Origin of the sequence: Curvibacter sp. AEP1-3 (genome assembly GCF_002163715.1) — a bacterium.
GTDB lineage: Bacteria > Pseudomonadota > Gammaproteobacteria > Burkholderiales > Burkholderiaceae_C > Allorhodoferax.
On sequence record NZ_CP015698.1, the window covers coordinates 2713336 to 2734199 of the forward strand.

Sequence of the window (20864 nt, forward strand, 5' to 3'; positions counted from 1 at the left end):
ATTAGACATTTTCATGCATCTTTACAAATCGATATCGCTTCTGCATGCCAGCGTTACATACTGAAGCAACACTCGGTTTCAACCTGAAGGCAATGTCTGCTGCAGGTATCCACTTTAAGGACACTCCAATGAAACCCGCATTCAAAACTCTGGTGGTCGCCGGCCTGTTGGCCAGTGCCGGTTTTTCCGTATTGGCGCAGAAGCACGGTGCTGATGAAGGCCAGTACGACCAACGGCCCGGCATGCATCGCATGGACCCCGCCAAAATGGAAGAAATGCATGCCAAGCGCAGCGCGGAACTGAAAGCAAAACTCAAAATTACAGCGGCACAGGAAGCCAACTGGACCGCTTTCTCCAACAGCATGAAGCCGCCAGCACCGCAAACCAAACCCGCCACGGACCGCGCTGAGCTCGCCAAGCTGCCTACGCCGGAACGCCTGGACAAAATCAAAGCACTGCGTACTGAGCATATGGCTGCCCGCACCGCACAAATGGAACAGCGCGATCAGGCCGTTAAAACCTTTTATGGCACGCTGACTGCGGAACAAAAAAAGGTATTTGACACCGAATTTGCCAACATGAAGGGGCACCATGACGGCGGCATGTCCAAGCATTAAGCATTGCTAAACGCTCTATGAGTGCTTCTCCTTGATCATGGTCAAGAACTCTGCGGGGTGACTCCCGTAGACTGTTCTTGACCATGAACCCATTGCCAACACCAGTTATCTCCGTCCGCACTGTCGGCTTCATGCGGCCTTTGGTGTGGTTAGGCATGGGTTGGCGGGATATTCAACATTCCGGTATCGCAAGTCTGTCCCATGGACTGATATTGACCTTTATCGGCGCTGCCATTGTCGCGTTCGCCAGACACAAGTTTTGGCTTTTGGCAGGAGCACTAACGGGATTCTTGGTCGTTGCTCCAGTGCTGGCGACGAGCTTGTATGCACTGAGTCGTGCAATTGAACGGGATGAGCCTGCCGACTGGGAAGTCATCGCACAAACCTGGCTGAATTGGCAAAACCAGCGCCTTAATCGATGGAGCGAGGACTATTGGTGCATGTTGCGTTTTGGCATTCTGTTAGCAGGTGCCGCTACGACATGGGTACTCACATCCGCAGCACTCATTACCTTGCTGGCACCGGCCCCTGTGAACTCTCCTGCAGATTTCATTCAGTTGGTAGTTCTCTCACCGCATGGCTGGCTCTTTGAGCTCTGGCTGGCTATGGGTGCCATATTGGCAGCGCCCATGTTCGCATCCAGTGTTGTCGCGATGCCTTTGCTGCTGGACCGCAAAGTCAATATCAAAACCGCTGTACTGACTAGCTGGCAAGTGGTTCTTAGCAACCCTGGCGTTATGGCCTGGTGGGCTGCTTTGATCATGGGGTTCACATTTCTGGGACTAGCTTCCCTTTTGATAGGTCTGATTTTTGTGATTCCGATGCTGGGGCATGCCAGTTGGCACGCCTATCGGGATCTGGTTGCACCTGACATTGATACCCACCTTCAGGACAAGGGTTCGACTCCCGGTACGGGAGCGAAGTGATGTTCGGCTTTTCAGAAGAACAGATCGCCGCTTTTGGGCTTACTTTCGGCGTGGGAGCATTTATGCTCTACATGCTCTTCATCATCGGACAACTGGCATGGGAATCCAAAGCAGGCAAGTTTGGCACCTTTGTGCTTTTCTTGGGCTTGGCTTTTGGCATGGTGGGCTTTGCCGCTAAGTTCCTGATTCAGTGGTTCCTGACTTCCACGCTGTAGCCAGCTGCTTCAGGCACCCAAAACACGGTTTTTGCCAGCCCGCTTTGCCAGATACATTGCCTGGTCTGCTCGCCGGATGGCATCAGCAGGTTCCTCTTGCGCCACAACCTGAGCCACGCCCGCACTGAAAGTAATCAATACTTTCTCCGTTCCAGACAAGAAGAAGCGTTTGGTCAATTCCCGCTGCAATCGGGTCATGGCTTCAATGCCTTTGTCCAATGGCGTATCGGGCAAAAGAATCACAAATTCTTCACCACCGTACCGAGCCAATGTATCCTGAGGACGCATACATTCTTTAGCAACAGCAGCCAAATGCGTCAGGGCCACATCGCCAGTTGCATGACCCAAGGTATCGTTCAGCTTCTTGAAGTTATCAATGTCCAGCAACGCAACGCTTAGGACGCTTTCATTGCGCCTCATGGTGGATATTTCGCGATTCAGAGCCTCATCCAGTCCCTTGCGATTCAAAGCACCTGTAAGCGCATCGTGACGAGCCTGCAAACTGACCCTGTCTAGTTCCTTATGCAGTTTGGCCAGCTCGGCCTCTGTCTGTTTGGCGCGTTCCTGCATGGCACCTAACTGTTCTCGGGACAGCTGGCTTTCTTGCGCCATATTGCGTGTAGTGCCCACAACCTCTTTCAACACAGGCGCAATGTCCGCAATGCTCTTGGCCTGCTCAATCAGGCGGGCACTTTCTTCCAACTTGCTTTGGAATGTGCCGGTGGACTGGGTCATCTGGGCAAGCCGTTCTATAAATGCGGCCAACATACGTCGCATTTCGTCTTGAGCTTCCAACGCCTTGTATTTGGCGTCTTTCTGTTTAAAGATGACATCGGCCAAGAGGCGTTCAAGCTCGTCCAAGCGCCGCAAACTCAATGGCGGTGTTGACACACTCATCAACGCATCCATCTGACCTTTGAGCCACTGTTCATCCAGACTCAGCTCACCGATGTTCGTGAAGACCAAATGCAGTAGCTTGAGAAGACCCTTGCGAATTTCGGCCTGGTCTTCTGCTGCAAAGGAAAGCCGGTGGCTGTAATTCACCAACATGGTCTTCAATGTGAAGGCATCCGCATCTGGTTTGCGCATTGCCTGAAGCAAAAGACCGGTTTGCTCCACAAAACGCTCGTCGTCTGTACCCAACGCCGGTTGTGCGTATTCAATCAACCTGGCGATTTGCGCAAAAAACTCCGCTGTCAAAGCAGGCGGATTAGCAGGCGGTGGTTCTGCACTAGCTGCTGAAGAAGACGTTAGCGGCGATGTTGCTGCGTCCGACGCCACAACAGGCGCAAACGCGCCATAACCCACCAGGGCCGATTTGACACCATCCCAACTCAAACGATCGATTGCATAGTCCAACAAGCCTTTTTGTTTCTGTTGACCGGGCGTCTTGAGCGGCAACGATTGGGATAGATCGCGCAGGAAGTCTGCCGGAAACGGTTGCACAGAAGGAATACCGGCTATCTCGTTATAGACAGACTGGTAGTTGGCCGGCGTAGGGACCAGCTTTCTTGCCGTGAGCTGCTTCAAAGTCTCTCGGGCAATCTCGAATGAACGTTTCTCAACCATGCTTGCTTCTCTTTCTGGCGCACACCCTGTTTCAAGCGCAAAGGCATTGTCAGCTGAAATGGTCAAACCGGAACAAAAGTGCGTTGTAAATGGCACGTGTCAACAACACAAGCAAATGAGCATAACCCTGTGTATAAACTCGATGACAACTTCTACTTATCCACAGTTCAGAGGTTTTTTTCAAACTTATCCCTGTTCCGGGTACAAAACCAAAGCACAGTCACGCACAAGAGTAGATGAGCTTTAAGCTATTGATTTATATAGGTTTCTATGGCTTATCAACAGAAAAGTGCTTTCCTTATCTACTACTACTATTTTGAATTTAAAGAATTAAGACAATAGCAAGGAAAACTTTTTCCCCACTTTTGCAATAATGAATTTATTTTGAGAAATCTTGTGTACATCTGCAATTTCCATCGATAAATCAAGGGAAGACACCTTCGCATCAAGTAAGATTTGCCACCTTCTGATGAATCTGTCTTAACCCTTTCATGCCAGCACCCTCTGCCGTGCAACCGTCATCCTCAAAACGCAGCACGTTTGAAATCAAAAGCGCCCAATTGCCGTTGGTTGCTTTGCTGGTGAAGACCAGCGACTTTCAAACCCTTGCGGAAGAGTTGAACGCTGCATTCGGACCGCAGGGCGAAACACCGGATTTCTTTGAGAAGGATGGCCTGGTCCTGGATTTCTCATCCTTGGATGTCGATGTACCAGCGCAAGGACTAGAACCTCTGCTACGGGTCTTGAAAACCTGTAATCTGATTCCTGTTGCCTACCGTTGTAACCACCCTGCTTGGGCTGAAGCTGCGGAGAAGCTAGGTCTGTTCAAAGCGGAGCCGGAAGTTCAGCGTTCAAAAGCTGCCACGGTAATTCCCGAACCAAGGCAGACACTGGTTCAGGAAGTCATCCGTGAAGTTCCCGGGCCAGCGACCATGGTGATAGACAAACCATTGAGATCTGGACAAAAAGTCTATGCCAAGGGCTGTGATCTAGTGGTTTTGGCTATGGTCAACCAAGGCGCTGAAGTAGTGGCTGACGGTAACATTCATGTGTACGCAGCTTTACGCGGCAAAGCCATGGCAGGTGCCAGAGGAAATGCCAAAGCGAGAATTTTTGCGCTATCACTGGAACCGGAGTTGGTTTCCATTGCTGGCGTGTATCGCACCAGTGAGAATCCGTTTCCCAAGGAGGTCCATGGGAAGACGGCTCAAGTCCGGCTCAGTGATGACGGACAAGAAAAATTATTAATAGAAGCCCTCAAGGCTTGAAACATTTCACTTCTTTTTGAAAGACCTGCTTCACATGGCCAAGATCATTGTTGTTACATCGGGCAAAGGCGGGGTTGGCAAAACGACAACCAGCGCTAGTTTTGCAACAGGGTTGGCATTGCGTGGACACAAAACCGCTGTCATTGACTTTGATGTGGGTTTGCGCAATCTGGACCTGATCATGGGCTGTGAGCGTCGTGTCGTTTATGACCTGATCAATGTGATTCAGGGCGAAGCCAACCTGAATCAGGCACTGATCAAGGATAAGCAATGCGATAACTTGTACATCCTTGCTGCCTCACAAACACGCGACAAAGATGCACTCACGCAGGAAGGCGTGGAGCGGGTGTTGAATGACTTGTCGTCCATGGACTTCGAATACATCGTGTGCGACTCGCCTGCTGGTATTGAGACCGGCGCACTGATGGCAATGCATTTCGCTGACGAAGCCCTGGTGGTCACCAATCCGGAGGTCTCATCCGTGCGCGATTCAGACCGCATTCTCGGAATGCTGTCGAGCAAGACCAAGCGTGCGATGGAAGGTACAACGCCGATCAAGGAGCATTTGCTCATCACACGTTACAACCCGGCACGCGTAGACCAAGGGCAGATGCTGTCCCTAGAAGATATTCAGGATATCTTGCGCATACCGTTGATTGGTGTGATACCTGAAAGTGAATCTGTTTTGCAAGCATCGAACCAGGGCGTTCCTGCTGTACACATGCAAGGCAGCGATGTATCTGAAGCCTATAAAGACGTGATCGATCGCTTTTTGGGTGCTGAAAAGCCCATGCGATTTACCGAGGCTCCCAAACAAGGTTTGCTGAAGCGCCTGTTCGGAGGGAAATGAGGCTATGTCATTCCTTTCATTTCTGATCGGCGAGAAAAAGAAGACAGCAAGTGTTGCAAAGGAACGGTTGCAAATCATCCTGGCCCATGAACGCAGTGGCCGGAATGCAGCGGAACCTGACTATCTACCCGATCTGCAACGGGATCTGGTTGCTGTCATCAGCAAGTACATCAAGATCAATCCTGACGATATCAAAGTCAACCTGGAACGTCAGGACAACCTGGAAGTGCTGGAAGTCAAAATTGAGCTACCTGACGCGCGTTAAGCGCTGATAGGAAACTGCAAATTTGTTTGACCCTGCAATCCTCGTTCATTGAACGTACGTTCTTGGAATGAGATAGCAGCAGGGTCAATCTGCACAAGACTGCTAGCCCGTGTTCCATATCCGGGCATTTTGATAAAGACAGCAGACAGCTGGTGTTCGATGTGTTGCGGGACACCGGTTGAGGGGCAGGTGTTCAAACTTGCAAGGCGACTATCGCTCAGTAAAGCAAAGTAATCTTCTTCAGAAACGCTTTTCGTTTCTCGAAGATGTGAAAGTTTGCTCTTAGTAGCCACCAACTTGGGCCAGGGTGTGTCAAATCCAGCATTCGACACGCCCGAAATGCCCGGCAACATGGTCAGAATCTGACCCGTATGGCTTTCAAAGCCAGCCAAAGTTTCACCGTCGAATACCAGCAAGTTGAACGCGTTGTAAGCATTAGCTTGTGTCGAAATCTTATCGAGATATTCTTCGGCATCAAGCGCAGCAGACAAGAATTGAGTAACCAATTCACCCCGGCTTTTTGCCTGTGGATTGGGTGCTTTGCCGCTCCTGAAATTGGTGACCGCTGCCATTCTGCCTTTGCGACTGCAGCCCAACCAAGTACCGAGTGCTTCCTGGTCTTTTCCTGCGTAGATGTTGGAATCAGGCCATGCATGCAAGGGAAAAGTAGGCCGTTGGTACGCTTCATCACGATTACTCAAAAGAAGCAACTTTTTGGATTCCGGATCCCAGTCCCAGACGATGAGGCACATTGAAACACCTTAGACCAAGGGAAGTGCGGTTCTATCGATCACACGACGCAGCACAAAGCTGGAGTGAACACCTGTGACTCCTTCAATCCGGGTGAGCTTGTTCAATAACAAGGTCTGGTAATGATCCATGTCTTTAACGGCAACTTTGATTTGATAGTCCGCATCCTGGCCAGTGATGAGCAGGCATTCAAGCACTTCAGGCAGTACGCCAACGCTGGCCTCAAAGTTGGCAAATCGTTCCGGCGTATGTCTGTCCATGGAGATGTGGACCAAAGCGATCAAAGACAGACCCAGCTTTTTGGCATCCAACATGGCGCGATAACCCGTAATCAAGCCGGATTCTTCAAGCGCTCGGACCCTGCGCAGGCAGGGCGAGGGAGACAAACCAATGCGATCTGCCAAATCCTGGTTGGCAATCCGGCCGTCTACTTGAAGGATTTCCAGAATTTGCTGATCTATGCGATCTATTTCCATAATCTATCTATAAAACATAAATTTATAAAATATTATGCCAAATATATAGAGAAATAGAGCAACTTCGCAATCTAATGCTTGCTCAACCGCCATACACTTCTTCTCAGGGTTGAATCACAGCCTCACTTATTGCGGGACTCACAAGGAACCGGTTCACTGCAGGTTTTACCAAAGCCTCTACCTTTAACGCCCTTGCTATTCAACCGATAGCGGGGCGTTTTTGATGGCGGGTACGATCACTGCATGAGCGAGACCACAAATTTTCATTCAGTGATTTCAAAACTGCTGGGTGGACAACGCATCGCCACTTTGGCAACTGTTGACGATGACGGACTTCCCCACGCGTCCTTGGTTCCCTTTGCGCTGTTACGTGAGCAGGCATCCCTGTTGATTCATGTGAGCGCACTGGCGCCACACTTTGGCTATCTGAAGCGCCAATTACAGGCAGCAGTTTTGATTTCAAAGCCAGAAACAGCAGGTGAAGAAGTTCACGCGCTGCCAAGACTTTCAATTCAAGCCGATATTGAATTCATTGACAGACAAAGTTCTGACTACGCCCCAGCACGCGATGCATATGTTCAACGTTTCCCTGAAGCGGGATTCATGACCGATTTGCAGGACTTTGCTTTTGTCAAAATCAAGCCACTTTCAGGCCGGGTTGTTGCCGGATTTGGTGCCGCCAGAAAGCTTGACCAAGCAAGCCTGCAGGCAGCTATTGAGACCAGTTAGTTGCTTTCGACGAAAGCGACCATGACTTTGGCAAAGTCTGCGCCCTCGTGTCCGTATTGCAGACTTTCCATGCTGGACGCGTAGTGCTCGTCACCCAGAAGCGCGCGACGTTTGTTCAAAAGATAGGCGCTGTAATCTTCTACAAACTCGGGATGAGGTTGAATGCACAGGACTTCTCTGCCCTTGGAGTAGGCAGCGATAGGGCATCGGTCACTGCTCGCAAGCAGTCGTGCGCCTTCGGGTAACTCCAAGACCTGGTCCTGGTGGCTGGCCAACAAAGCGAAACCATCACGGTTGTTGTCTACGAGATCTTCTGCGTGCCACTGGTACGTGTTGCGTCCCGTTACCCAGCCTTGAGGTGCACGACCCACTTTGGCGCCCATGCACAGAGCGATCAACTGATGGCCAAAACACACACCCAACAACTTGATGTCGGTGGACAACAGCGCGGTGACCCTGCGCCGCAGCTCTACCACCCAAGGCTCATCTGAGAAGGAGTCTGCTTTGCTGCCCGTAAGAAGCACAGCGTCGTAATCTGCAAAATTCGCCGGGTATTCACCGTGCGGTGTGCTGAAACGATCCATTGTCCAATCGGCAGCCCCGGCATCACGAAGGACTTTCTCCAACATGGCACCGTAATTGCCGTACACCGGGATTAAGGCTTCGTCGATGGTGTCGTTGTCCAGAATGCAGAGTTTCATGCTTTGAATATTCCCGAGTTTCACTAAGAAAACCACACCCTGTCGAGTCAAAACAGGGCGTGAAGTTCCGGTTTCAGTGCTCCATGCTACATTAGCGAGTCGCCAAAAAGCGATTGGCAGTGTCTGAGCCTCGTGCAAAAACACAATTCTCCCGACTGTGGAGGTTCCAATCCAGCGCCTATTCGGCTTCTAGAGCGACTCCCAATACCTACCGGTAGCTGCAGACGGATAACCAGTCCACTTCCTTTGCAGTTGGCGCGTTTGTATATTTATAAATTCAGAACCAAAATTAGTTTGACGATTTACACACAGTTCAACTTGGCAAATAGCGCATTGCCGGCTGCACTGGTGCGACGCGCACAAATATTGAATTTTGGTGTCGATTTTTCAACGCTTGTTGCGCTGGCGGAATCTGCAAACGCACAAGTTTTTTACCGGACACAAGCTCGAACCGGCTCCTGGTAATTCATAGGTTCAGAGGAAGTTTTATGGCAAAAGAAGATCTGATTGAAATGATGGGCGTGGTTAACGAAGTGTTGCCTGATACCCGTTTCCGCGTCACCTTGGACAATGGTCACCAGCTGATCGCCTATTCGGCAGGCAAGATGCGCAAGAACCACATCCGCATTCTGGCGGGTGACCGTGTTTCCCTGGAGTTGTCTCCCTATGACCTGAGCAAGGGTCGTATCAACTTCCGTCACATCGAAGGCCGCGGCCCGATGACCCCACGTCGCTGATCAGCAACTTGGACATAGGCCGGTGGTCGTCTGATGGCGGGCACCTGCCACGAATAGCCTTACTCCGCTGATCATTCTTGGCGGAAAAATACATGGGTTTGGGTTCGTGTTGGAATTACCAACACGTACGGGGTGCAACGCTACCGTGGATAAATCCAAGCATCATGAGGAAAAGCAAACAGTCTAAATTGCTATTAATTTAATAGCTGCTCGCGCATACTTTACGAGCGCCAGAGCCCGATTAGAGGCTGATTTTGCTCACAGCTTGAAGGTGGCCACCACCTGCACCAAGTCATTGGCCTGACTCTTCAGGCTGCTCGCAGCCGCTGCCATCTCTTCCACCAATGCGGCGTTCTGTTGCGTAGCCTGGTCCATCTGGGTGACTGCTTCTCCAACCTGAGAGACACCGGCACTCTGTTCTGAACTGGCGGCGCTGATTTCTCCCATGATGTCTGTCACCCGGCGGATGCTGCTGACTACTTCGGTCATGGTTTCACCGGCTTTGTCTACCAGACTACTGCCTTGCTCTACCCGCTCTACGCTGGCGTTGATCAGGGTCTTGATTTCTTTGGCGGCTTCGGCAGACCGTCCTGCGAGGGACCGGACTTCAGAGGCTACGACTGCAAAGCCCCGGCCCTGTTCTCCTGCTCTTGCGGCTTCTACCGCAGCATTCAGGGCCAGGATGTTGGTCTGGAAGGCAATTCCGTCAATGACGCTGATGATGTCTGCGATCTTGCGGCTGGATTCGTTGATGCCTTTCATGGTCTCCACGACCTGGCCGACGACTTCTCCACCTTGAATAGCGACGGTAGAGGCATTCATGGCCAGTTGATTGGCTTGACGGGCGGAGTCGGCGTTTTGTTTGACGGTGGAGCCGAGTTCTTCCATGGACGCTGCGGTTTCTTCCAGAGCGCTGGCTTGTTGTTCGGTGCGGGCGGAGAGGTCGTTGTTGCCTTGGGCGATTTCGGCGCTGGCGGTGGCTACGGATTCGGAGCCTGAGCGCACTTGAGATACCACGCTGGCCAACTTGGTTTGCATGCGTTGCAAAGCCGCCAGCAGTTGGCCGGTTTCGTTGGCCGAGTCCACTTTGATGGTCTTGGACAAATCACCATCAGCAATGTTGTCTGCCAGATCGATTACCGTCGATATCGGCCCGGTAACTGACTTGGTCACCCACAGGGTGGCAAAAACCGCAGCAATTGCGCCAAGCAACAGTGCCGTGAGCATGGAGGCACGCGCAGTATTGAAGCTATTTTCCGTTTTGCTACTGGCGAACGTGGCACCGGATTGGTTGTACTCAGAGATCTTTTTGGTAGTGACAATGATTTTGTCAAACAAGACCTTTGCATCGCCTTCCAACAGCTTGCGGGCAGGAAACTTTTCACGTTTGGTCGACATGTCGATCAGTTGCACGTGCAATGCCTGATACGCTTTCCAGTCGGTTTCCAGCGCATCAAACAAGGTTTTCTCGTCGGGCTCGTTAACCAATTTGCCGTATTCCTGCCGTGTGGCCTCAACGGTGGCCACCGCTTGCGAAGCCAGTTTTTCTATGCGCTCCATGGCGCCTTCGTCGGTGTTGAGTACATGCTGACTTTCCCATGCCCGCAAATCTGCCAGGCCCGCTTTCAGGTCGCCTACGAGGCCCACACTCGGCAACCAATTGGTGGTGATAGCGGTGGTGTCATTGCGCATGGCTTGCATCTGCGAGATTGCAAGCACCACAACGGCGACCAGCAATGCGGTCAGTCCGCCCATCACCGCCATCAGACGCGTGGAAATCTTCATGTCTTTGATATTCATGGCCTGTCTCCTTATGGTTGTATCGGGGCCAAATCCAGCTGCTACCTACGCTTATGGGGTGAAAAATAGCATGCTTCGCAACGACGAAAAAGGCCCATAACAACGGTATTTCCGTCGCTATGGGCCTTAAAGGCTTCAAACAGTACGCAATTTAGTGGGAGTCGCGTGGAACGGCTGCGCCGCTTCCACCCACCAAAAAGTCGAGATCGGCACCCAAGTGCGCTTGTTGAACTGTCTCGACGTATAGCTTGTACCAACCGCGTTTTGGTTTCTCAGGCGCTTGCCATGCAGCAAGACGACGAGCCAACTCTTCGTCAGAAATCTCCAAGTGCAACTTGCGTTCCGGCACGTTCAATTCAATGATGTCCCCGTTTTGTACGACCGCCAAAGGGCCTCCCGCCGCCGCTTCAGGAGAGGTATGCAGTACTGTGGTGCCGTAGGCAGTTCCGCTCATACGCGCATCCGAGATGCGGACCATGTCGGTAATGCCTTTTTTGAGCACCTTGGGGGGCAGCGGCATATTGCCCACTTCCGCCATGCCGGGGTAGCCGCGGGGACCACAGTTCTTGAGCACCATGACGCTGTTCTCGTCGATGTCCAGATCCGGATCGTCAATGCGGGCGTGGAAATCCTCAATGGATTCGAACACCACTGCCGGGCCGCGGTGTTGCAGCAAATGCTTGGAAGCGGCAGAAGGCTTGATCACAGCGCCATTGGGAGCCAGATTGCCACGCACAACGGCAATGCCTGCGGCTGGCATGAACGGCTCTTCCACGGTCTTGATGACTTCGCGGTTGTAGCAAGGCGCGTTCTCGACGTTCTGGCGGATGGTTTTGCCGTTCACGGTCAGGGCGTCGCCATGCAGCATCGGCAGGATTTCACGCATGACGGCAGGCAAGCCACCGGCGTAGCAGAAGTCCTCCATCAGGTATTTGCCGGAAGGCTGCAGGTTCAGGATGTTGTTCACCTCTGAGCCGAGCTTGTCGAAATCTTCCAGTTTCAATTCCACACCGATTCGGCCGGCTATCGCCAGCAGGTGGATCACGGCGTTGGTGGATCCACCGATCGCCGCATTGGTACGGATCGCATTTTCAAACGCCTGGCGGGTAAGGATCTGGGACATCTTGATGTCCTGCTTCACCATTTCGACAATACGGCGGCCGGTGAGCTGGGCCAAACGCTTGCGGCGCGTGTCGGCTGCCGGAATGGCGGCGTTTTCGGGTAGTGCCATACCCAAGGCTTCGACCATGCTGGCCATGGTGGAGGCGGTGCCCATCGTCATACAGGTACCGCTGGAGCGGTGCATATCGCTCTCGCAGGAAGAAAACTCTTCCATGGTCATTTCGCCGGCACGCACCATTTCTGACATTTGCCACACGCCGGTGCCTGAGCCCACATCCTTGCCACGGAACTTGCCGTTCAACATCGGGCCACCGGACAAGCCGATGGTGGGCAGATCGCAACTCGCAGCGCCCATCATCAGAGACGGGGTGGTCTTGTCGCAGCCCATTAACAGCACAACGCCGTCGATGGGGTTGCCACGGATGCTTTCTTCGACATCCATCGATGCCAGGTTGCGAAACAGCATGGCGGTGGGACGCAGTTGGGTCTCACCGAGCGACATGACGGGAAATTCCAGCGGGAATCCGCCAGCCTCGTACACACCACGCTTTACAAACTCTGCCAATTCACGGAAGTGGCCGTTGCAAGGTGTCAGCTCACTCCAGGTGTTGCAAATGCCGATGATGGGACGACCATCCAACAGGTCGTGGGGATAGCCCTGATTTTTGAGCCAACTGCGATGCACAAAACCATCACGGTCTTGGCGGCCGAACCAGGCGTGGCTACGGCGGAATGGGGGCTTTTCGGAATCCATGGGTTTGCCTCTTTATTCGTGGAGGCAGATGCCTCCGGTTCTTGACAGCAGGCATGGTACCAATGCACAGTGATAATAGAAAATGAATTTAGAGACAATTCATATATCTATATTGCAATCAAAACAGAGAAAAATACATGTCAGACAAAGCAAAACTCGCGCGCTATCCCAGCCTCGAAGGCAAAAACGTATTCATTACCGGTGGCGGAAGTGGGATTGGTGCCTCCATCGTGACGGCATTTGCTGAGCAGGGTGCTCATGTGGCCTTCGTGGATGTTGCGGAAAACGAAAGCCGCCAGTTGGCAGAAGAACTGGTGGCCACCATCGGTGCAAAGGTTTGGTGGCGCACCTGTGATGTGCGCGATATCGCTGCCCTTCAGGCCGCGACTGCGGATGCTGCGCAAGCGCTCGGCGATTTCTCTGTGCTGGTGAACAACGTCGCCCGCGATGACCGGCACACCTTGGAATCAGTCACCCCGGAGTACTGGGATGAGCGCATGGCCGTCAACCAACGCCCAGCCTTCTTCGCCATCCAGGCGCTGGTGCCCGGCATGAAACGTTTGGGCGAGGGCTCCATCGTCAATCTCGGCTCCACCGGGTGGCAAACCAAGGGCAGTGGCTACCCATGTTATGCCGTGGCGAAGTCTTCCGTGAACGGGCTCACCCGGGGCCTTGCGGACACACTGGGTGCAGACCGCATCCGCATCAATACGGTGTCGCCCGGCTGGGTGATGACAGAGCGCCAGATCAAGATGTGGCTGAACGCCGAAGGCGAGGCCGACATCCAACGCAACCAATGCCTGCCGGACAAGCTGAAGCCTTCCGACGTCGCCCGCATGGTCTTGTTCCTGGCTTCTGATGACGGAGCGATGTGTACCGCCCAGGAATTCAAGGTCGACGCGGGCTGGAACTAAGTCAACAGTCGTCGGTTTTCAGGCAGGAAGCGGATCTACGCTGAATGCCTTGCCATACACCGTCATGGCAGATGACTTCAACGCGCGCAGCACCACTTCGGCCGCTGGCGACAGCAGCCTGTCCCGGCGGGTGATGAAGCCGAATGGCTCCATTTCGCAAGGCATGGCCACGGGCAGTATCGACATCAGCCCGTGGTTGGCGTAATAGCGAGCCACGTCAACTGCCATCACACTCACCATATCGCTCTGTTGCATCATTTTGCTGATGAACAGCAGCGCACTGGTTTCCACGCTGTTGGATGGCTGCTCCAAGCCCAGCTCCTGGATCATCAAGTCAAAGCGGTGTCGCAACATGCTGCCAGCCGGCGGCACGATCCATCCGTACTTGAAAACATCTTCCAGCGTCGGCTTGATTGCGGTCAGCAGCGGGTGGCCCGGACGAGCGACCGCACAGATCGGCTCCTCAGCCACCATCTCGTAGCGCAGTGCCGCCTTGTCGTGCTCAGGCGACAAGCGACCCACCAGGATGTCCAGACTGCCGCGGTTGAGCTTCTCAATCAATACGTTGCTCGGCTCGATCTGGATGGTGATTTGGAGATTCGGGTGCGCTTGCTTCACAGCAGCCACGGTGGGTGGGAGAAGTGCCAAGCCGGGTGCAGTGATGGAGCCGAGATTCACTTGCCCGAATTGCCCGTTCTTGGCCGCTTGCAATTCTTCATGGGCCTGGTTCAAGCTTGCCAGTGCAGCGCGGGCATGCCGGATCATGGTGTCGCCGTACCAGGTGGGGCGCATACCGCGCGGCAAACGCTCGAACAAGGACACGCCCAACACGTCTTCCAGGTCCTTCAGCAGCTTGGAGGCGGCCGGTTGCGTCATGTTCAGCACCTGGGCGGCGCGGTGGATATTGCCTTCTTCAGCTAAGGCGACCAATAGCAAAAGTTGCCTGGTTTTGAGCCTTGCACGTAAGAACCAATGGGTGTAATTCGTCATTTAGGGTTAGCACCAATCTGCATTTGCATATCGAATAAGCCTCAAACTATATTGGAAATAAATCAATGTGGTAAGTAAGATTTGCCGCCTGAGCCGAAAAGGCGAGGACGTATCTGACAGAAGCAACTAAACACAGGAGACATTCCATGACAGCACGTAGAACCACCCTCAAGGTACTTGCAGCAAGCCTTGCAATGGGTCTGGCCTTCGGCACCACCGTAGCGCAAGCACAAGACAAAGGCCTGGTCGGCGTAGCCATGCCTACCAAGAGCTCTACCCGCTGGATCAGCGACGGCAACAGCATGGTTGCCGCTTTGGCAGCCAAAGGCTACAAAGCCGACCTGCAATACGCAGAAGACGACATCCCCAACCAGTTGGCCCAGATCGAAAACATGATCACCAAGGGTGCCAAGGTGCTGGTGATTGCCGCGATCGACGGTACTACCCTGACCAACGTGCTGCAAAAAGCCGCTGACAAGGGCATCAAGATCATTTCTTATGACCGCCTGATCGTCGGTTCCAAAAACGTGGACTACTACGCCACATTCGACAACTTCCAAGTTGGCGTGTTGCAAGCCCAGTCTCTGGAAAAGGCATTGGGTCTGAAAGAAGGCAAAGGCCCGTTCAACATCGAATTGTTCGGTGGCTCTGCCGATGACAACAACGCGTTCTTCTTCTATGACGGCGCCATGTCCGTGCTGGACCCGTACATCAAGTCCGGCAAGCTGGTGGTTCGCTCCAAGCAAACCGGCATGCAAAAAGTGGCAACCCTGCGTTGGGACGGCCAAGTAGCCCAAGCCCGTATGGAAAACTTGTTGAGCGCCTACTACGGCAAAGACAAGGTCCATGCCGTGTTGTCTCCGTATGACGGTCTGTCCATCGGCATCTTGTCTGCGCTCAAGGGCGTGGGCTACGGTGGCACCGGTCAACCCATGCCTTTCGTGAGCGGCCAGGATGCGGAAGTGCCTTCCGTGAAGTCCATCATCCGCAAGGAACAGTACTCCACCATCTTCAAGGACACCCGCGAACTGGCCAAGGTTACTGCCAACATGGTGGATGCAGTCATGTCCGGCAAGCAGCCTGAAATCAACGACACCAAGACCTACAACAACAAGGTCAAGGTTGTTCCTTCCTACCTGCTCAAGCCTGTGGCAGTGGACTTGTCCAACTACAAGCAAGTGTTGGTTGGCAGCGGTTACATCAAAGAAGAGCAGCTGAAGTAATCTTTAGCGGCGATAAAGAGGCCCTGTGCCCCAAAGCACAGGGCTTTTTACATTCTTCTGGTTCAAGAGAACGATCGTTGAGGCACCATGGCTGAACCCATTTTAGAAATGCGTGGAATGCGCAAGACATTCCACGGCGTGACCGCCCTAAGCAATGTGAACCTCACAGTGCAAGAAGGCCAGATCCACGCCATCGTCGGCGAGAACGGCGCCGGCAAATCCACCCTGATGAAAGTGCTGAGCGGTGTCTACCCCTACGGCGACTACGAAGGCACCATCCGCTACCAGGGTGAAGAATGCCGGTTCCGCGGCATTCACGACAGTGAAGAAAAAGGCATCATCATCATCCACCAAGAGCTGGCTCTAGTGCCGCTGCTGTCGATCACTGAGAACATTTTTCTCGGCAACGAACAGGCCAAAGGTGGCGTGATTGACTGGAATACGTCTTACGTCAAAACGCAGGCCTTGCTAAAAAAAGTCGGCTTGAAAGAATCCCCCAACACCCTGATTACCAACTTGGGTGTCGGTAAACAACAGCTGATCGAGATTGCCAAAGCGCTGTCCAAAGAGGTCAAACTTCTGATCCTGGATGAGCCTACCGCCAGTCTGAACGAGACAGACAGCGATGCCTTGTTGGAGTTGCTGCTCGAGCTCAAGCGCCAGGGCATCTCCTGCATCCTGATTTCGCACAAACTCAACGAAATATCCAAGGTGGCAGATGCCATCACAGTGCTGCGGGACGGCGCGACCGTGGCCTCACTGGATTGCCGTGCGGAACCGGTCAGTGAAGACCTGATCATCCGCCATATGGTCGGGCGTGAAATGGCGGATCGCTACCCCAAGCGCACGCCCAATGTGGGCGATACCGTGTTCGAAGTGCGGGACTGGGTGGTGCACCACGCCATTCACCCTGAGCGCAAAGTCATCAAGGGCGTCAACCTGCACGTCAAGCGTGGAGAGATTGTCGGCATTGCCGGCCTCATGGGCGCAGGACGTACCGAATTGGCCATGAGTATCTTCGGCCGTACCTATGGCCAGAACATCAGCGGCAAAGTGCTGCTCAACGGCAAAGAAGTCGATACCAGTACGGTACAAAAAGCCATCGACCAGGGTATTGCGTATGTCACCGAAGACCGCAAAGGTTACGGACTGGTACTGGATGAAACCATTGCCTGGAACACCACGCTGGCAAACCTGTCTGCTGTGTCTACCAAGACGGTGGTCGACGAAGGCAAAGAGTTCAGCGTCGCCCAGGACTTCCGCAAAAAGCTCAACATCCGCAGCCCCAATGTGTTTGCCCGCACCGTCAATTTGTCGGGTGGCAACCAGCAAAAAGTGGTGCTGAGCAAATGGCTGTTTTCCGAGCCTGAAGTGCTCATTCTGGATGAGCCCACCCGCGGCATCGACGTGGGAGCCAAGTATGAGATCTACACCATCATTGCGCAGCTCGCCGCTGAGGGGAAATGCGTGTTGATGATCTCCAGCGAGATGCCCGAGCTCTTGGGCATGTGCGACCGGATCTGTGTATTGAATGAAGGTGCTTTTGTGGCGGAATTTCCAGCCGCAGAAGCGACACAAGAAAAAATTATGCGTTCTATCGTGACGTCAGGAGTGAACTGAAATGGCAAGCACAACCCCGGAAACAAACGCCCCCGCCTCGGGTGGCGGCATGGCTTTCTTGAAAAGCAACCTGCGCGAATACGGCCTGCTGATTTCACTTGTCATCATCATGGTGTTCTTCCAGGTCAAGACAGACGGCACCCTGTTTCAGCCGCTGAACCTGACCAACCTCATCCTGCAAAACAGCTACATCATCGTGATGGCGCTGGGCATGCTGCTCGTCATCGTGGCCGGCCACATTGATCTGTCGGTAGGCTCAGTGTGCGGCTTCGTTGGCGCGGTAGCGGCGGTGCTGATGGTCAACTACAACTGGCACTATGTGCCAGCCGCCATCGTTTGCCTGATTCTGGGTGGCGTCATCGGCGCGGCCCAAGGCTATTGGGTGGCGTTCTACAAGATCCCGTCCTTTATCGTGACGCTTGCCGGCATGCTGGTCTTCAAAGGCCTGGCGCTGGCAGTGCTGGAAGGCGCATCCGTGGGCCCTTTCCCGCCCGAGTTCCAGTTGCTGAGCACCGGCTTTATCCCTGATCCGTTTGCCGGCGAAACCTTGCGGGTTGCGACTCTGGTGATCGGCTTGCTGATTGCCTTGGTAATGCTCATCACCAAAGTGCGTGGCCGAGCAGACCGCGCCGCGCATGGCATAGAGAACGAGCCTGTTCTTTTCTTCGCGATTGCCAATCTCATTTTCATCGGCATGATCGTGGCCTTCAGCTACCAGCTGGCTTCGTACAAGGGCCTGCCCAATGTGCTGGTCGTCATGTTGCTGTTGATGCTGGCTTACGACTTCGTAGCTTCCCGCACGACGATCGGCCGCCGAATTTACGCACTGGGCGGTAACGAGAAAGCCGCAAAACTGTCAGGTATCCGCACAGAGCGCCTTACCTTCTACACCTTCATCAATATGGGTGTGTTGGCTGCGCTGGCCGGTCTGATTTTCGCAGCCCGCTTGAACACAGCCACTCCCAAAGCGGGTCTGGGTTTTGAGCTGGACGTGATTGCTGCCTGCTTTATCGGTGGCGCATCCGCCTCCGGTGGTGTGGGCAAGGTGCTGGGCGCAGTCATCGGCGCTTTCATCATGGGCGTCATGAACAACGGCATGTCCATCATGGGCATCGGTATCGACTATCAGCAGGTCATCAAGGGCCTGGTCTTGTTGGCAGCCGTCTGCTTCGACGTCTACAACAAAAACAAATAAGGACTCACCATGTATTCCGCATCCAACGCCCGCTACAAGGGTGTGTTTCCTGTCGTCCCTACGACCTTCAATGACGCCGGCGAGCTGGACCTGGAAAGCCAGAAGCGCTGTGTCGACTTCATGATCGACGCCGGCTCCACCGGTCTGTGCATCCTGGCCAACTTCTCCGAGCAGTTTGTGTTGGCCGATGCTGAGCGCGAAGTGCTCACCAAAACCATCCTTGCGCATGTGAATGGCCGGGTGCCGGTCATCGTGACCACCACCCATTTCAGCACCCAGGTCACCATCGCGCGCAGCGTACAGGCCCAGCAGCTGGGTGCCTCCATGGTCATGGTCATGCCTCCGTATCACGGTGCCACTATCCGTGTACCGGAAGGCCAGATTTATGAGTACTTCGCCCGCTTGTCGGATGCAATTGATATTCCCATCATGATCCAGGACGCGCCGGTCAGCGGCACGCCTCTGTCGGTGCCTTTCTTGGCCCGCATGGCGCAGGAGATCAAGCAGGTGTCGTACTTCAAGATCGAGACAGCGGGCGCGGCGTCCAAGCTGCGCGAGCTCATCCGCGTGGGTGGAGCCGCCATTGAAGGTCCGTGGGATGGTGAAGAAGCCATCACCCTCATGCCCGATCTGGACGCAGGTGCCACCGGTGCCATGACCGGCGGTGCCTACCCCGACGGTATCCGCAAGATTGTGGATGCCTATGCTGCCGGCCGTCGTGAAGATGCGGCTGCCCACTACCAGCAGTGGCTGCCGCTCATTAACTATGAGAACCGCCAGGGCGGCATACTGACTGCCAAAGCCCTGATGAAGGAAGGTGGCGTCATCGCTTGCGAAGCCGGCCGTCACCCCTTCCCCGCCATGCATCCCGACACACGCTCCGGTTTGATCGACACGGCCAAGCGTCTGGACCCCATGGTGTTGCGCTGGGGCCGGTAAGCCCGTTCATCACCCGATAAGGATTCGCCACCATGTCAGAAAACACCGTTTTCCAACTCCTGGGTCGCCGCTTGCGACTGGCCGTGATCGGTGGTGGCCCCGGCTCCTTTATCGGCGCCATGCATCGCCAGGCCGCGCGCTTGGATGACCGGTACGAATTGGTGGCAGCAGCTCTTTCGTCCGATCCTGAACGATCCAAGTCCAGTGGACGAAGCATCGGGGTACCCGCAGATCGTTGTTACGCAGATGGCACCACGTTGATCGAAGCGGAGGCCCGTCGCGCCGATGGCGCTGAGGTCGTGGCCATCATGACGCCCAATGACAGTCACTTCCGCTTTTCCATGCAGGCGCTGGAACATGGCATGGACGTGATTTGCGACAAACCCATGACCAATACGCTGCAAGAAGCCGAGGCACTGCATGCGAAGGTGCAGAGCAGCGGTCGTGTGTTTTGCCTGACCCACAACTACACCGGCTACCCCATGGTGCGCCAAGCCAAGGCCATGGTGATGGAAGGCTTGTTGGGTGACATCCGTCTGGTGCAAGTGGAATATGTGCAAGGCGGCCGCGCCAAAGCCGGCCCCGGTCGCCGCGCATGGAAAGAAGACCCGGCCCGTGGTGGCCCTTCCCTCGTGATGGGTGATATCGGCACCCACGCCCATAACCTGCTGCGCTTCATTACCGGTCTCGAAGTCGCCGAGGTCGCCGCGGATGTAGGCAGCATCGTGCCCGACCGCGTCACTCATGACTATGCCGGCGCCATGCTGCGCATGAGCAACGGTGCGCGTGGCAGCTTCTGGGTTACGCAGGCTGCAGCGGGTGTGGAAAACGGCCTGCGCATCCGCGTGAGTGGTTCGTTGGGCAGTCTGGAGTGGCATCAGGAACATCCGCAGGTGCTGCAATTCAAACCGCTGGACGCTCCCGCCCAAGTGCGCACCCCGAATGGCCAGGGCACCCTGCCATTGGCAGCCCGTGCCTCGCGCATTGTGGCGGGCCACCCGGAAGGTTTTCATGAGGCGTTTGCCAATCTGTATACCAATGCGGCTGACACGATTGCCGCGCAGCGCAGCGGTCACACGCCTGACCCGCTGAACCAATTTTTCCCGAATGCGACCGACGGCTTGCAAGGCATCCGCTTTGTTGCCGCCGCCAACGAGTCCAGCCGCCACAACGGCGCCTGGACCGCCGTTTAACCCACTTCATC

The 20864-nt window shown here is 54.3% G+C and carries 21 protein-coding genes; 14 read left to right on the forward strand and 7 right to left on the reverse strand.

All coding sequences use genetic code 11. The features are described 5' to 3' along the window. Positions 1 to 128 precede the first annotated feature (128 nt). From AEP_RS12690 to AEP_RS12700, 3 genes are all read left to right on the forward strand, one after another. A complete protein-coding gene (locus AEP_RS12690) occupies positions 129 to 617 on the forward strand; it encodes a Spy/CpxP family protein refolding chaperone (RefSeq protein ID WP_087495711.1) in 489 nt (162 codons plus the stop codon). 83 nt (positions 618 to 700) lie between these two features. Continuing rightward, complete coding sequence (locus tag AEP_RS12695; RefSeq protein ID WP_087495712.1) at positions 701 to 1543, forward strand: DUF2189 domain-containing protein; 843 nt, start codon at positions 701 to 703, stop codon at positions 1541 to 1543. Continuing rightward, positions 1543 to 1758, forward strand: coding sequence for a DUF2788 domain-containing protein (locus AEP_RS12700; RefSeq protein WP_198301823.1), 216 nt, complete (start codon positions 1543 to 1545; stop codon positions 1756 to 1758). Before AEP_RS12695 ends, AEP_RS12700 begins: the two co-directional genes overlap by 1 nt. Positions 1759 to 1767: 9 nt before the next feature. Here AEP_RS12700 and AEP_RS12705 read toward each other — a convergent pair whose 3' ends face one another. Then, positions 1768 to 3327 (reverse strand): sensor domain-containing diguanylate cyclase, encoded by a 1560-nt coding sequence (locus AEP_RS12705; RefSeq protein WP_087495714.1) that lies wholly within the window; start codon positions 3325 to 3327, stop codon positions 1768 to 1770. Between the two features lie 491 nt (positions 3328 to 3818). Here AEP_RS12705 and minC point away from each other — a divergent pair, with 491 nt between their 5' ends. Genes minC through minE form a run of 3 tightly spaced genes read left to right on the forward strand, consistent with a single transcriptional unit; the run spans position 3819 to position 5710 of the window. Beyond that, positions 3819 to 4595 (forward strand): septum site-determining protein MinC, encoded by a 777-nt coding sequence (minC, locus tag AEP_RS12710; RefSeq protein ID WP_087495715.1) that lies wholly within the window; start codon positions 3819 to 3821, stop codon positions 4593 to 4595. Positions 4596 to 4629: 34 nt separating this feature from the next. After that, positions 4630 to 5445 (forward strand): septum site-determining protein MinD, encoded by an 816-nt coding sequence (gene minD / locus AEP_RS12715; protein WP_087495716.1) that lies wholly within the window; start codon positions 4630 to 4632, stop codon positions 5443 to 5445. 4 nt (positions 5446 to 5449) lie between these two features. Beyond that, on the forward strand, positions 5450 to 5710 hold the full coding sequence (gene minE / locus AEP_RS12720) for a cell division topological specificity factor MinE (protein ID WP_087495717.1): 261 nt from the start codon (positions 5450 to 5452) through the stop codon (positions 5708 to 5710). On the opposite strand, the gene AEP_RS12725 is transcribed toward minE, so the two are convergent. Both AEP_RS12725 and AEP_RS12730 read right to left on the reverse strand, forming a co-directional pair. Beyond that, positions 5707 to 6462 (reverse strand): NRDE family protein, encoded by a 756-nt coding sequence (locus tag AEP_RS12725; RefSeq protein WP_087495718.1) that lies wholly within the window; start codon positions 6460 to 6462, stop codon positions 5707 to 5709. The two genes, minE and AEP_RS12725, sit on opposite strands and share 4 nt — an antisense overlap. 9 nt (positions 6463 to 6471) lie before the next feature. Further along, the gene (locus AEP_RS12730) at positions 6472 to 6936 is read right to left on the reverse strand and encodes an Lrp/AsnC family transcriptional regulator (protein WP_087495719.1); all 465 of its coding nucleotides are present in this window, start codon (positions 6934 to 6936) and stop codon (positions 6472 to 6474) included. Positions 6937 to 7179: 243 nt separating this feature from the next. Between AEP_RS12730 and AEP_RS12735 the strand changes: the two genes are divergently transcribed. After that, positions 7180 to 7665, forward strand: coding sequence for a pyridoxamine 5'-phosphate oxidase family protein (locus tag AEP_RS12735; RefSeq protein WP_087495720.1), 486 nt, complete (start codon positions 7180 to 7182; stop codon positions 7663 to 7665). Here AEP_RS12735 and AEP_RS12740 read toward each other — a convergent pair. Then, positions 7662 to 8366: a glutamine amidotransferase-related protein gene (locus AEP_RS12740; RefSeq protein ID WP_087495721.1), complete on the reverse strand. Its 705-nt coding sequence runs from the start codon at positions 8364 to 8366 to the stop codon at positions 7662 to 7664. The two genes, AEP_RS12735 and AEP_RS12740, sit on opposite strands and share 4 nt — an antisense overlap. Positions 8367 to 8854: 488 nt before the next feature. Here AEP_RS12740 and infA point away from each other — a divergent pair, with 488 nt between their 5' ends. Further along, positions 8855 to 9103, forward strand: coding sequence for a translation initiation factor IF-1 (gene infA / locus AEP_RS12745; protein WP_087495722.1), 249 nt, complete (start codon positions 8855 to 8857; stop codon positions 9101 to 9103). Between the two features lie 258 nt (positions 9104 to 9361). On the opposite strand, the gene AEP_RS12750 is transcribed toward infA, so the two are convergent. Then, a complete protein-coding gene (locus tag AEP_RS12750; RefSeq protein ID WP_087495723.1) occupies positions 9362 to 10903 on the reverse strand; it encodes a methyl-accepting chemotaxis protein in 1542 nt (513 codons plus the stop codon). A gap of 151 nt (positions 10904 to 11054) precedes the next feature. Next, positions 11055 to 12779 carry an IlvD/Edd family dehydratase gene (locus AEP_RS12755; protein WP_087495724.1) on the reverse strand — a complete coding sequence of 575 codons (1725 nt, stop codon included), beginning with the start codon at positions 12777 to 12779 and terminating at the stop codon, positions 11055 to 11057. A gap of 137 nt (positions 12780 to 12916) precedes the next feature. On the opposite strand from AEP_RS12755, the gene AEP_RS12760 reads away from it, so the two are divergent. Beyond that, positions 12917 to 13693 carry an SDR family NAD(P)-dependent oxidoreductase gene (locus AEP_RS12760; RefSeq protein WP_087495725.1) on the forward strand — a complete coding sequence of 259 codons (777 nt, stop codon included), beginning with the start codon at positions 12917 to 12919 and terminating at the stop codon, positions 13691 to 13693. Between the two features lie 18 nt (positions 13694 to 13711). Here the strand turns inward: AEP_RS12760 and AEP_RS12765 are convergent, their stop codons facing one another. Beyond that, a complete protein-coding gene (locus AEP_RS12765; RefSeq protein WP_087495726.1) occupies positions 13712 to 14683 on the reverse strand; it encodes a LysR family transcriptional regulator in 972 nt (323 codons plus the stop codon). A 194-nt stretch (positions 14684 to 14877) separates the two neighbouring features. Here AEP_RS12765 and chvE point away from each other — a divergent pair, with 194 nt between their 5' ends. The 5 genes from chvE to AEP_RS12790 all read left to right on the forward strand — a co-directional run bounded on the left by chvE (position 14878) and on the right by AEP_RS12790 (position 20853). Beyond that, the gene (gene chvE, locus AEP_RS12770) at positions 14878 to 15906 is read left to right on the forward strand and encodes a multiple monosaccharide ABC transporter substrate-binding protein (protein WP_232460010.1); all 1029 of its coding nucleotides are present in this window, start codon (positions 14878 to 14880) and stop codon (positions 15904 to 15906) included. 87 nt (positions 15907 to 15993) lie between these two features. After that, a complete protein-coding gene (mmsA, locus tag AEP_RS12775; protein ID WP_087495728.1) occupies positions 15994 to 17526 on the forward strand; it encodes a multiple monosaccharide ABC transporter ATP-binding protein in 1533 nt (510 codons plus the stop codon). Between the two features lies 1 nt (position 17527). Continuing rightward, positions 17528 to 18721, forward strand: coding sequence for a multiple monosaccharide ABC transporter permease (mmsB, locus tag AEP_RS12780; RefSeq protein ID WP_087495729.1), 1194 nt, complete (start codon positions 17528 to 17530; stop codon positions 18719 to 18721). A 9-nt stretch (positions 18722 to 18730) separates the two neighbouring features. Then, complete coding sequence (locus AEP_RS12785; RefSeq protein WP_087495730.1) at positions 18731 to 19660, forward strand: dihydrodipicolinate synthase family protein; 930 nt, start codon at positions 18731 to 18733, stop codon at positions 19658 to 19660. Positions 19661 to 19692: 32 nt separating this feature from the next. After that, positions 19693 to 20853 carry a Gfo/Idh/MocA family protein gene (locus AEP_RS12790; protein WP_087495731.1) on the forward strand — a complete coding sequence of 387 codons (1161 nt, stop codon included), beginning with the start codon at positions 19693 to 19695 and terminating at the stop codon, positions 20851 to 20853. Positions 20854 to 20864 lie beyond the last annotated feature (11 nt).

Coding starts and splice junctions, on each gene's coding strand:
- AEP_RS12785 (WP_087495730.1), top strand. CDS start 18,731: ATGTATTCCGCATCCAACGCCCGCTACAAGGGTGTGTTTCCTGTCGTC.
- mmsA (WP_087495728.1), top strand. CDS start 15,994: ATGGCTGAACCCATTTTAGAAATGCGTGGAATGCGCAAGACATTCCAC.
- AEP_RS12735 (WP_087495720.1), top strand. CDS start 7,180: ATGAGCGAGACCACAAATTTTCATTCAGTGATTTCAAAACTGCTGGGT.
- AEP_RS12755 (WP_087495724.1), bottom strand. CDS start 12,779: ATGGATTCCGAAAAGCCCCCATTCCGCCGTAGCCACGCCTGGTTCGGC.
- minD (WP_087495716.1), top strand. CDS start 4,630: ATGGCCAAGATCATTGTTGTTACATCGGGCAAAGGCGGGGTTGGCAAA.
- AEP_RS12700 (WP_198301823.1), top strand. CDS start 1,543: ATGTTCGGCTTTTCAGAAGAACAGATCGCCGCTTTTGGGCTTACTTTC.
- AEP_RS12760 (WP_087495725.1), top strand. CDS start 12,917: ATGTCAGACAAAGCAAAACTCGCGCGCTATCCCAGCCTCGAAGGCAAA.
- AEP_RS12690 (WP_087495711.1), top strand. CDS start 129: ATGAAACCCGCATTCAAAACTCTGGTGGTCGCCGGCCTGTTGGCCAGT.
- chvE (WP_232460010.1), top strand. CDS start 14,878: ATGGGTCTGGCCTTCGGCACCACCGTAGCGCAAGCACAAGACAAAGGC.
- AEP_RS12730 (WP_087495719.1), bottom strand. CDS start 6,936: ATGGAAATAGATCGCATAGATCAGCAAATTCTGGAAATCCTTCAAGTA.
- AEP_RS12790 (WP_087495731.1), top strand. CDS start 19,693: ATGTCAGAAAACACCGTTTTCCAACTCCTGGGTCGCCGCTTGCGACTG.
- AEP_RS12750 (WP_087495723.1), bottom strand. CDS start 10,903: ATGAATATCAAAGACATGAAGATTTCCACGCGTCTGATGGCGGTGATG.
- mmsB (WP_087495729.1), top strand. CDS start 17,528: ATGGCAAGCACAACCCCGGAAACAAACGCCCCCGCCTCGGGTGGCGGC.
- AEP_RS12765 (WP_087495726.1), bottom strand. CDS start 14,683: ATGACGAATTACACCCATTGGTTCTTACGTGCAAGGCTCAAAACCAGG.
- AEP_RS12705 (WP_087495714.1), bottom strand. CDS start 3,327: ATGGTTGAGAAACGTTCATTCGAGATTGCCCGAGAGACTTTGAAGCAG.
- infA (WP_087495722.1), top strand. CDS start 8,855: ATGGCAAAAGAAGATCTGATTGAAATGATGGGCGTGGTTAACGAAGTG.
- minC (WP_087495715.1), top strand. CDS start 3,819: ATGCCAGCACCCTCTGCCGTGCAACCGTCATCCTCAAAACGCAGCACG.
- AEP_RS12725 (WP_087495718.1), bottom strand. CDS start 6,462: ATGTGCCTCATCGTCTGGGACTGGGATCCGGAATCCAAAAAGTTGCTT.
- AEP_RS12740 (WP_087495721.1), bottom strand. CDS start 8,366: ATGAAACTCTGCATTCTGGACAACGACACCATCGACGAAGCCTTAATC.
- minE (WP_087495717.1), top strand. CDS start 5,450: ATGTCATTCCTTTCATTTCTGATCGGCGAGAAAAAGAAGACAGCAAGT.
- AEP_RS12695 (WP_087495712.1), top strand. CDS start 701: ATGAACCCATTGCCAACACCAGTTATCTCCGTCCGCACTGTCGGCTTC.